The sequence below is a fragment of the Streptomyces sp. NPDC048504 genome, from assembly GCF_043200035.1.
In the GTDB taxonomy this organism is placed as follows: domain Bacteria; phylum Actinomycetota; class Actinomycetes; order Streptomycetales; family Streptomycetaceae; genus Streptomyces.
On record NZ_JBICXA010000015.1, the window covers coordinates 304,658 to 314,749 of the forward strand.

The 10,092-nt window shown below is 67.8% G+C and carries 9 protein-coding genes; 5 read left to right on the forward strand and 4 right to left on the reverse strand.

Annotated elements, in window-relative coordinates:
- Nucleotides 1-59: 59 nt before the first annotated feature.
- From ACGFY9_RS33730 to ACGFY9_RS33740, 3 genes are all read left to right on the forward strand, one after another.
- Nucleotides 60-1,190 carry a PP2C family protein-serine/threonine phosphatase gene (locus ACGFY9_RS33730; protein ID WP_393760472.1) on the forward strand — a complete coding sequence of 377 codons (1,131 nt, stop codon included), beginning with the start codon at nucleotides 60-62 and terminating at the stop codon, nucleotides 1,188-1,190.
- A 212-nt stretch (nucleotides 1,191-1,402) separates the two neighbouring features.
- Nucleotides 1,403-2,743 carry a transcriptional regulator gene (locus ACGFY9_RS33735; RefSeq protein WP_393760474.1) on the forward strand — a complete coding sequence of 447 codons (1,341 nt, stop codon included), beginning with the start codon at nucleotides 1,403-1,405 and terminating at the stop codon, nucleotides 2,741-2,743.
- A gap of 82 nt (nucleotides 2,744-2,825) precedes the next feature.
- Complete coding sequence (locus ACGFY9_RS33740) at nucleotides 2,826-3,359, forward strand: NUDIX hydrolase (protein ID WP_393760476.1); 534 nt, start codon at nucleotides 2,826-2,828, stop codon at nucleotides 3,357-3,359.
- Nucleotides 3,360-3,422: 63 nt separating this feature from the next.
- Here ACGFY9_RS33740 and ACGFY9_RS33745 read toward each other — a convergent pair whose 3' ends face one another.
- A complete protein-coding gene (locus ACGFY9_RS33745; protein ID WP_033282181.1) occupies nucleotides 3,423-3,680 on the reverse strand; it encodes a hypothetical protein in 258 nt (85 codons plus the stop codon).
- A 204-nt stretch (nucleotides 3,681-3,884) separates the two neighbouring features.
- Nucleotides 3,885-4,745 (reverse strand): 3-hydroxybutyryl-CoA dehydrogenase, encoded by an 861-nt coding sequence (locus tag ACGFY9_RS33750; RefSeq protein WP_318015261.1) that lies wholly within the window; start codon nucleotides 4,743-4,745, stop codon nucleotides 3,885-3,887.
- 168 nt (nucleotides 4,746-4,913) lie between these two features.
- Here ACGFY9_RS33750 and ACGFY9_RS33755 point away from each other — a divergent pair, with 168 nt between their 5' ends.
- The gene (locus ACGFY9_RS33755; protein WP_393760479.1) at nucleotides 4,914-6,170 is read left to right on the forward strand and encodes a glycoside hydrolase family 10 protein; all 1,257 of its coding nucleotides are present in this window, start codon (nucleotides 4,914-4,916) and stop codon (nucleotides 6,168-6,170) included.
- Between the two features lie 246 nt (nucleotides 6,171-6,416).
- On the opposite strand, the gene ACGFY9_RS33760 is transcribed toward ACGFY9_RS33755, so the two are convergent.
- Nucleotides 6,417-7,571: a helix-turn-helix domain-containing protein gene (locus ACGFY9_RS33760; RefSeq protein ID WP_393760481.1), complete on the reverse strand. Its 1,155-nt coding sequence runs from the start codon at nucleotides 7,569-7,571 to the stop codon at nucleotides 6,417-6,419.
- A gap of 187 nt (nucleotides 7,572-7,758) precedes the next feature.
- Here ACGFY9_RS33760 and ACGFY9_RS33765 point away from each other — a divergent pair, with 187 nt between their 5' ends.
- On the forward strand, nucleotides 7,759-8,010 hold the full coding sequence (locus ACGFY9_RS33765; protein WP_393760483.1) for a hypothetical protein: 252 nt from the start codon (nucleotides 7,759-7,761) through the stop codon (nucleotides 8,008-8,010).
- A gap of 326 nt (nucleotides 8,011-8,336) precedes the next feature.
- On the opposite strand, the gene ACGFY9_RS33770 is transcribed toward ACGFY9_RS33765, so the two are convergent.
- Nucleotides 8,337-9,584 carry an IS256 family transposase gene (locus ACGFY9_RS33770; RefSeq protein WP_393760485.1) on the reverse strand — a complete coding sequence of 416 codons (1,248 nt, stop codon included), beginning with the start codon at nucleotides 9,582-9,584 and terminating at the stop codon, nucleotides 8,337-8,339.
- Between the last annotated feature and the right edge of the window lie 508 nt (nucleotides 9,585-10,092).

Consider the following 10,092-nt stretch of genomic DNA (forward strand, 5'->3'; position numbering starts at 1 on the left):
ACCGGCCTTTCGGGGTCGGTCCGATTGCGCTGTCGGGGCCTATTTGGGGGGCCACAGGCATGATCCGCATCAAGGCTGGGGTGCCCCACAGGACGCGCCCGAGGACGCGTGCCCGCCGTCCGCTGCGCAGGGCACTCGCCCTGGGGCTGCCCACGGTCTGGGGCGCCATAGCGATCACCTACAAACTCACCTGCCCGCTCGCCCAGCAGAACAGCCTGGGCGCACGCATCGTCACCAGCGCGGTGTTCTTCGCGGTCGGCACCGGTCTCATCGTCCAGGTGCGCCGTTCCCTGCTCCGAGAACTCCGGCAGATCCGCCAGATCGCCGGCGCCGCCCAGAACGCCCTGCTGCGCCCGCTGCCACCTCGCCTCGACGGGCTGAACATCGCCGCCGCCCAACTGTCCGCGGAGCGCGGTGCGGTGGTCGGCGGTGACCTGTACGAGGTGATCGCCACCGAGCACGGCGTCCGGGTCGTGATGGGCGACGTACGCGGCCACGGCATCTCCGCGATCGGCACGGTCGCCGCCGTCCTGGGCAGTTTCCGCGAGGCCGCCCACGACGAACCCGACCTTGAGGGCGTCCTGCGCCGCCTGGAGCGCGCCCTCGCCCGCCACCTCCGCGAACGCGCCCGCGCGGAACACCCCGCCTCGGGCGGCCTCGACCCCGACAGCCCGGTCGCCGAGGAGTTCGTCACCGTACTGCTGCTGGAGATCGGCAGGGACGGGGAAGTGCGGGGGCTCAATTGCGGTCACCCGTGGCCGTACCTGCTGAGCGGGACCAGCGTCGAACCGCTTGCCCGGGCCGATCCCCTTCCACCCCTCGGCCCGTTCCCCTTGCCGAAAGAGCTGCCGTTCGTCTGCTGCGGCCAACTCCTCCCGGGCGAGGCGCTGTTCCTCTACACGGACGGAGCGGAGGACGCCCGTGACGCGCGAGGCCGTTTCTTCCCGTTGCGGGATGTTCTGGCAGAGGCGGCGTCCCAACACCCGCTCCCCGCACCGCAGTCGATACTGGGCTCAGTCTTCACGGCGTTGCTGCGCCACGCGGGCGGCACCCCCACGGATGACGTGGCGATACTCGTCCTAAGCAATGACCGCAGGCCCACATGGTCACCCTCAGGGGCGCGGGGAACTGCGCGACCAGCCACGAAGGCGCCGCACTCGACCAACTACCGACAGCCCAACGGCGTTTAGTCGCACTGTTCCGAACCCCACCGCAAAGCCAGGCCGCCGCACTTACGAGGGGGAGCCGGCGGCCCGGCCGGCCTCTTGCGAGGCAATCCAGTCAACCGGTTCGGAACTCTCCGCAACAGCGCGCACACGCCACGGATTCGCGCACTCCGTTCACACCCGGTGTGAACCGAACCGCACTACTCTGTCCGCACCGAGTCACCGGGGGGCCATCCATGCAGCCCAACACACTCCTCGACGCGATCCTGGACGAGGCGGGAATCTCGCACGCGGGACTCGCCGCCCACGTGAACCAGGCGGGACGGGCCCGAGGGCTCGCGCTACGGTACGAACACACCGCCGTGGCACGGTGGTTGAAGGGTCAGCGCCCCCGGGGCCAGGTCCCCGACCTGATCTGCGAGGTGCTCGCGACCCGGCTGCACAGACCCGTCACCCTCGACGACATCGGCCTCGGCGTACCGGGCGAACCGTCCACCCCGCACGGCACCTCCCTCTCCGGCTTCGTCGAGCGGGCCACCGCCCTGTGGCGCTCCGACGAACAGCAGCGCCCGCACATCCTCGGCGCCCCCGCGGTCACCGGAACGCCCGCGGTGATGCCTGTGTGGGAGTGGGAGAACCCACCCGAGGACGTCGACGTCTCGCGCGGCGGCCGGCATCGGGTGAGCATGGCCGACATCGAGATGCTGCGCGCGGCCCGCGCCCACTACGAGCAGATGTACCGCAAGGCCGGCGGCATCGCGACCCGCACCCGCATCGTCGGCTTCCTCAACTCCGAGACCGCACCCCTGCTGCGCGGCAGCTACACCGACGCCACCGGCCGCCAACTGCACCGCTGCACCGGGGGGTTGGTGGCCATCGCGGGCATCTGCGCCTACGACTCCGACGCGCACGGACTCGCCCAGCGCTACTTCCACCAGGCGCTGCGGCTCGCAAAGGCCAGTAACGATCGGGGACTTGGCGCGTACGTCATCGCGCTGCTCGTCAACCAGTCGTTGTTCATGCGGGAGTTCCGCCAGGCCGTCGCCTTCGCGGAGGCCGCGCTGCGCGCCGCGGGCCGGCAGATCACCCCGGCGCTCGCCTCCGACCTGTACGCGATGCAGGCGAAGGCGTACGCCCACCTCGGCGACGGCACGAGCGCCTTGTCCTGCATCCGGCGTGCCGAGCAGGCCGCCGAACGCATCCGGCGCGGATACGAACCCGACGAGACCGGCTATGTCCAGCCGGGCCTTGTGAACGTCCAGGTGGCGGAGGCGCTTCTCAGCCTCGGTGATCTGACGGCGGCGGGGGAACACGCCACGGCGGCCGTGGACACTCCGGCGCACGACCGGGGCCGGGTGCACCGGCTGGCCATGCTCAGTCAGATCGAACTGCGCCAGGGGAACGCCGACAAAGCGGTGGCCACGGCGGTGCAGATGGCCGAACAGGCACGGGGAATGGAGTCCCAGCGGCTGCGCGACAGACTCCGCGCGGTACGCGAGTACCTGGTGCGCAGCGACTGCGCGGGTACCACCGAGGCGGCCGAACTCATCGACGGGGCACTGCGCGTACCGCTGTAGAAAGCGCCCTGGAAAGCGCCGTAGACCACAACACAGTCCCTGCTGCGATATTGCCACTTACTCGACGGAAGGTGGCAGAACCGTGCAGTGGACGAAACAGAACGAACAAACTGTGTACTCAAACCGCTGGTTCAGCGTCAATCTCGCGGATGTCGAACTACCCGACGGCCGACACCTCGACCACTTCCTCATACGGCTGCGTCCGGTGGCCGTGGCGACGGTGGTCAACGAGGCGAACGAGGTTCTCCTGCTGTGGCGGCACCGTTTCATCACCGACAGCTGGGGGTGGGAGCTCGCGGCCGGTGTCGTGGAGGACGGCGAGGACATCGCGCGCGCGGCCGCCAGGGAACTGGAGGAAGAGACCGGCTGGCGGCCGGGGCCCCTGCACCACCTGATGAGCGTGGAACCGTCCAACGGGCTCACGGACGCCCGGCACCACATCTACTGGGCCGAGGAGGGCGAGTACACCGGACACCCCGTGGACGACTTCGAGTCGGACCGCCGGGAATGGGTGCCGCTCAAACTCGTACCCGACATGGTCGCCCGCGGGGAGGTCCCGGCCGCCAACATGGCGGCCGCGTTAATGCTGTTGCACCACTTGAGGAGCGCCCCGTAGGGGCGCGGGGAACTGCGCGACCAGCCACGACGAGCCTGCAGCTGACCCATCGACCTCTAGGCTCTAGCGTCCCAAGGCCTGCCAGATAGTCACGACAAGGGCACCAACGGCGGTCATGGCGGCAATAGCCGGCAGCGGCCACCTGGTGTGCTCAAGTGCAACGATGCGCGCGCTCAGATCGTCCAGTTCCTTGTCCGTCTCCTCGGTGCGATGACTGAGCAGGGCCAGCCCTCCCTCGACACGCGCGTACGCGACGTCGAGGCGACGGCGTAACTCTGCGAGTTCTCCATGGACCACGGGATGCTCGGGGTCGGCGGTCACGGGTCCGCTCCTTTCCGTAGTCGGAACATCCCTTGCATGTGCATGAAGAGTCAACTCCCCTGGTGGACGCCAGGGGAGAGTGTGCGGGCGGCATATGCGGGCCCGGCGCGCACACGGTGTGTGAATGGCGCGGGCCCGGCACTCCGAAGAGTGCCGGGCCCGCAACCGCCAAAGTATTACGGTGAGTTGCCGCGAGGGAAGTGCTCAGGCGTAGGTGTAGAAGCCCGAACCGGACTTACGGCCGAGGCGGCCCGCGTCGACCATGCGCTGGAGCAGCGGGGGAGCTGCGTACAGCGGTTCCTTGTACTCCTCGTACATCGAGAAGGCGACCGAGGCGACCGTGTCCAGGCCGATCAGGTCGGCCAGCTTCAGCGGGCCCATCGGGTGGGCGCAGCCCAGCTCCATGCCGTTGTCGATGTCCTCGCGGCTGGCGATGCCCGACTCGAACATCCGGATCGCGGACAGGAGATAGGGGATCAGCAGCGCGTTGACCACGAACCCGGAACGGTCCTGCGCGCGGATCGCGTGCTTGCCGAGCGCCTTCTCGGCGAACAGCTGGGCGCGGCTGAGCGTGCCCTCGGAGGTAGTCAGCGCCGGGATCAGCTCGACGAGCTTCTGCACCGGCGCCGGGTTGAAGAAGTGGATGCCGATGACCTGGTCGGGGCGCGAGGTGGCGACCGCGAGCCGTACCAGCGGGATCGAGGAGGTGTTGGAGGCGAGGATCGCGTCGGGGCGGGTCACGACCTGGTCGAGCACCTGGAAGATCTCGGTCTTCACCTGCTCGTTCTCGACGACGGCCTCGATCACGAGGTCGCGGTCGGCGAACTCGCCGAGATCGGTGGTGAAGCTGAGCCGCGCCTGCGTCTCCGCCAGTTCCTCGGCGGTGATCTTGCCGCGCTCGGCGGCCTTGGCCAGCGAGTTGAACAGCCGGGTCCGGCCGATCTCCAGGGCCTCGCCGGTGGTCTCGGCGACCTTCACGTCCAGGCCGGAGCGGGCGCACACCTCGGCGATACCCGCGCCCATCTGGCCGCAGCCGACCACTCCGACGCGCTCGATGTCGGTCACATCGTCCCCTTCGCTGATCTACGGCTGTCGCAGGACTCCGTTGTTCGGCGCCTGCTCCGATCGTGCACGTTACCCGCAAGTATCGATGATCGATCGCCGGGGTCGGGCATCCTGGGGCGCGGAGACGATCCGTGACGGCACGGATCCACAGCGTATGGGGGTGTGCAGATGGGGCGATTGTCACGCCGGGCGTTCGCGATGGCCGCGCTGTCGACGCTGGCCACGACGGGCAGCGCGGCGGCCGACACCGGGCAGGCGCCGAGGCCGGCAGGGCGTCCGCGCGCGGTCACCGAGATGCGGGGCGTGTGGCTGGCGACGGTCGCCAACCGCGACTGGCCCTCCCGCCCGGGCCTCACCCCGGCACAGCAGCGCACCGAACTGATCGCCCACCTCGACACCGCGGTCCGCGACCGCCTCAACACGGTGATGTTCCAAGTACGGCCCACCGCCGACGCGCTGTGGCCCTCGCCGTACGAGCCCTGGTCCCAGTACCTGACCGGCACCCAGGGCGTGGCCCCCGGCTGGGACCCGCTGAAGACGGCCGTGGAGGAGGCGCATGCGCGGGGGCTGCGGCTGCACGCCTGGTTCAACCCGTACCGGATCGCCAACAACACCGACCTGACCAAACTCGTCGCCTCGCACCCCGCGCGCAAGCACCCGGACTGGGTGGTGGTCTATGGCGGGAAGCTCTACTACAACCCCGGACTGCCCCAGGTCCGCGCCTTCGTCGAGGACGCGATCCTCGACGCGGTGAAGAAGTACCCGGTGGACGGGGTCCACTTCGACGACTACTTCTACCCGTACCCGGTGGCCGGCCAGACCTTCGACGACGACGCGGCCTACGACAAGTACGGCGGCGGATTCGCCGACCGGGCCGCCTGGCGGCGCGACAACATCGACAAGCTGATCCGCGAGACCGCGGCCCGGATCCAGCGGATCCGCCCGGGCACGCGCTTCGGGATCAGCCCCTTCGGCGTGTGGCGCAACATCGCGACCGACCCGCGCGGCTCCGACACCCGGGCGGGGGTGCAGACGTACGACGACCTCTGCGCGGACACCCGCACGTGGGTGCGCGAGAACTGGATCGACTACATCGTCCCGCAGCTGTATTGGTCGGCACAACCTCTTGACCAGCAGGTTCCTGCGAATTATTCCGTCCTCGTGCCCTGGTGGTCGGAGGTGGCCAGGGGCACTAAGACGAAGCTCTACATCGGCGAGGCTCTGTACAAGGCGGGTGCCCCTGCGCAGCCAGCGGCATGGCAAGATCCGGCGGAGCTCTCGCGTCACCTCACGCTTGCCGACGCCCATCCCGAGGTACGCGGGCACGTGTACTTCGCAGCGAAGGACGTGGCGGTGGACAAGATCGGCGCGATGGCTCGTGTCGTTGCCGATCACTATCAGCAGCCCGCGAAGGCTCCGCGATGACGGGCAGCGGTGGTACGGGGCTCCAGGATTCCTACGCCTGGCTCACTGAACTCCTTGATCAGCACAGTGAGCAGGAGCAGGCCCTCCTGCTTGGTGTGCTGTTCGGGGCTGAGGCGGTTCCGCGACAGCAGTGCGCAGAAGCGCGGGTGGTTACTCCGCTGCCTCAGGGGCGTGCGGCTTCCGTCAAGGTTGTTGTTCGAAAGCGAGGGTAGTTCCGTTCTGAGGCCCTCGGGGTGCCGGAGGGCCTCAGAGATTGATACCGGCGCGCTTGGCCAACTTGGTCAGCCGTTCGTTGCTGCGCTTGTGCTGGGTCACCAGGACTCGGGTCAGTTCCATACTGGTCGGGTGAACCGCCGCCATCTCCGGAGCGACTACCCAAGCTTTTTCCAGGCTTTCCAGGGTTCCGTCCTGGTCCCCTAGCGCGAGCTGGGAGCGGCCAAGGTTCATGTACAGCGGGCCGATTCGGGTTGCCGGAAGGGACATTCCACCTCGGATCAAGTCGTCCGCAGTGTCGAGGGCTCGGCGGTGCTGGTCCATGTCCGACGCCGTGGAAATTACGTGAGTGGCTGTGTTCTCCGGTCCGAAATGGATTCCGTGCTCGACGATGTCTTCCGGGAACTCTGCGGCCGCTCGCCATGCTGCGTCGATGTGCCGGTTGGTCGTCTGCTTGTCCTTGAGGCGTCCGGCGAGAGTCAAGCCACGTAGGTGAAGGATGCCGAGAGCGTAGGCACGGTCACGACCGGTCAGCGTCGACTCGGCCTGGACAACCGCGCGATCGACGATGGTCAACCCACCTGCGAAGTCGCCAGAGTTGAGGAACGTCCCTGCGTCGTCCCGCGCGGCGACAATGGCTGCAACCGGGTCTGCTCGATCGGCTGCTACGCGTTGCTTCATGGTGGCCAACTCGGCAAGGTGCATCCACCTGTGGCGGGCGGCGAGCCAGTAGACGACGCCGTACGCATCGGCTACCAGAGTCCAGGCCCCTGGCTGTCCGGTGAAGTGGGCGTGATTGGTTGCCCGAGTGAGAACGTTCGGGAGTCTCAGGAGGACCTTGGACAGCTCCGTATTCCATCGAAGCTGATTCAGCTCATCGACTTCCTGTTGCAGAGTCTCGGGGTGCTCCGGCGGGTCTCCGGGGATATCAAATCGCCGGATAGCCCAGTCCAGATCGCTGAGGTTTCGCTCCGGAGCACTCCCCAGGAGTTCATCGAGAGTGAGGTTCATGGCATGGGCGAGCGAAGCGCCGACGCCCTGAGTGAGCGCTCGGTCTCCTACCTCGATTTTGCTGAGAAGCGATACCGACAGCCCTGCCCTACGGGCTAGGGCTACCTGACTCAGTCCAAGTTCTTTGCGGCGCGCGGCAACATTGGCGCCTGGTCCTGGTACCTGCGAAGCGCTCATACCTTGCGTCTTCCCCGCTCGGTGATGTCCTCACGACCCATGGTCGCAAAAGCCTGGGCCATCCGCTTGGGGACTGTGCAAGAAGTGTGCAAGTCGGCTGTCTGCCACAGGCGTTGACTGATTAGGACAAGAACCCCCGCGACCGCGCGAACGGCCCGGGGGCGTGGCCGACTGGCTAGGAGTCGACATGACGAACCGTACAACGACGCCGAACGCAGCGGTGGGGGGAGCCCCGGAGCGTGGGGCGCTGATGTACGACCCCGTTTTACCCAAGGTTGGGGAGTACCAGGACAAGGCCGGTCCGTACGCCATGCTGCGGCCGGTGGGTGGTGGCCGGGAGTGGGAGGCGGACCCTGAGCAGATCCGTCCGGCTACTGCGGAGGAGCGGCTGAGTGCGGGTGTGAAGGCGGCCAATGCGCGGGCGGAGCGTGGGTTGTGACCGAGGGTTCGGTGACCGGGTCTGAGACGTGGACCTTGGTCCCGGACAGTGAGCCGGATGCGGCGGCGACCACCTACGCGATGAAGTGCTCGACGTGTCAGGAAACGTCGGTGTGCAGTGAGGACTTCGCCGACCCTCAGGGGTGGGTGCTGGCGCACTCCACCCAGAACCCGTCGCACCGCACCTTTCGTGAGGTTGTCGTCCGCTCGTGGCGCACCGGGCGGTATGGGTGATGGGCCGTCTCGCTCCGCGTACTGAGCCTCCACTTCGACGCCTGGCTTGACCCAACTCCAGATTCCCGGATGGTGTCCCACCGAGTGGTGTAGTCACTGGCCGAGCTGATTCGGTCCCTGCTGCGGAGGAAGCTGGTGGTCGTCCTCGGCCGGTTGCGTCGTGAGGAGTTCGGCCATGGAGGCTTCGGAGAGGTAGCGGCGGTCGAAGACTTGCCATTCGTCGTGGAGTTCGGCCAGGACCGCGGCGGCCAGCCGGTCCAGAGCGGCAGGGTTGGGGAAGACCTGGACGACGTCGGCCCGGCGTTTGACCTCCCGGTTCAGCCGCTCCAGCGGGTTGGTCGACCAGATCTTCTTCCAGTGCGTCGGCGGGAAGTCCGCGAACGCGGTGATATCTGTCGCGGCGTCCAGCAGCATCCTCTTGACCTGGGGGAACTGCCGTCCGAGCATGTCGGCCACCACATTCAGCTGGGTGCGCACTGCCTCGCCGGTGGTCTGTGCGAAGACAGTGCGGATGGTCGCCGCCACCATCTCTCCCGACCCCTTCTCGATCACGCCGAAGACGTCTCGCACGAAGTGAACCCGGCACCGCTGCCAGGCCGAGCCGAGGAAGACGGTGCGGATCGCGGCCACCAGCCCGCTGTGGCTGTCGGAGATGACCAGCTGGACGTTGTCCAGGCCGCGGGCCCGTAAGGAACGCAGGAACTTCGTCCAGAACGGCTTCGACTCGCTGTCGCCGACCATCAGTCCGAGGATCTCGCGGTGCCCGGTGGCGGAGATGCCGGTCGCGATGACCACCGCCTGCGAGACGATCCGGTGGTTCACCCTCGCCTTGCAGTAGGTGGCGTCCAGGAAGACATAGGGGAAGACCGTGTGATCCAGCGGCCGCTGCTTGAACGCGGTCAGTTCGGCGTCGAGTTCGCCGCAGATCCGTGACACCTCGGACTTGGAGATCCCAGTGTCGGCGCCCAGGGCCTTGACCAGGTCATCGACCGAGCGGGTGGAGACGCCGTGCACGTATGCCTCCATCACCACGGCGAACAGGGCCCGGTCGATCCGCCGGCGCCGCTCCAGCAGCGAGGGGAAGAACGATCCGGTCCGCACCTTGGGGATCTTCAGGTCGAGGTCGCCGGCCTGGGTGGTCAGCAGCCGCTCGCGGTGGCCGTTGCGCCACGTGGCGCGCTGGTCGGAGTGCTCGCCCGGGGCGGCACCGATGGCCTCGGTGGCTTCGGCCTCGATGAGTTCCTGCAGGATGCGCTCGCACAGCATCCTGATCGTTTCAACTCCATCGGCCGCACGTAGTGACTGAAGCAGCTGGATCAGGTCAGACTGGGACAAGGCCATCGCGTGCTCCTCCGGTTGAACTGCCCGTTCACCAGGGAGACTTGCGCGGTGGCCTGCCTCTTGTTCAGGGAGCAGTCACCGACAGCGGGTGCACGCCCCGGGCAGACACCCGCGCGTTCCAGGGCCCCGACCGGCTACACCACTCGGCGGGGCACCATCGATTCCCGCCCCCGCTGGTGCAGTTGATCGAGATGTTCCCCCGCTCTCGAAAGGCTCTGGCGGGGGTGGGGCTTTGCTCTGGTAGTGGCGCGGTTTGGGCACGCCGCCGGCCGTAGAGGCTTTGGGCGGGAGCTGCCATGGGGCGAGTGAACGGGGGGCCTTACGCTGGCCAGCGGATCGGGCAGTCTCTTGGAGCCTGCCCGTGTTCAGCCCGATCGGCCCCCTGTTCTTCGAGGCTCGCCCCCTGGTGGCTGCCTAATCCCTTGTTGAGGGCGTTCCGAGGGAGCGGTAGTTCCTGGGGGCGTTCGAGTGCTGGACCGCGACTCCTCGTGGCTGCCAGGCGGGCAAT

Coding starts and splice junctions, on each gene's coding strand:
- ACGFY9_RS33730 (WP_393760472.1), top strand. CDS start 60: ATGATCCGCATCAAGGCTGGGGTGCCCCACAGGACGCGCCCGAGGACG.
- ACGFY9_RS33735 (WP_393760474.1), top strand. CDS start 1,403: ATGCAGCCCAACACACTCCTCGACGCGATCCTGGACGAGGCGGGAATC.
- ACGFY9_RS33755 (WP_393760479.1), top strand. CDS start 4,914: ATGGGGCGATTGTCACGCCGGGCGTTCGCGATGGCCGCGCTGTCGACG.
- ACGFY9_RS33760 (WP_393760481.1), bottom strand. CDS start 7,571: ATGAGCGCTTCGCAGGTACCAGGACCAGGCGCCAATGTTGCCGCGCGC.
- ACGFY9_RS33765 (WP_393760483.1), top strand. CDS start 7,759: ATGACGAACCGTACAACGACGCCGAACGCAGCGGTGGGGGGAGCCCCG.
- ACGFY9_RS33770 (WP_393760485.1), bottom strand. CDS start 9,584: ATGGCCTTGTCCCAGTCTGACCTGATCCAGCTGCTTCAGTCACTACGT.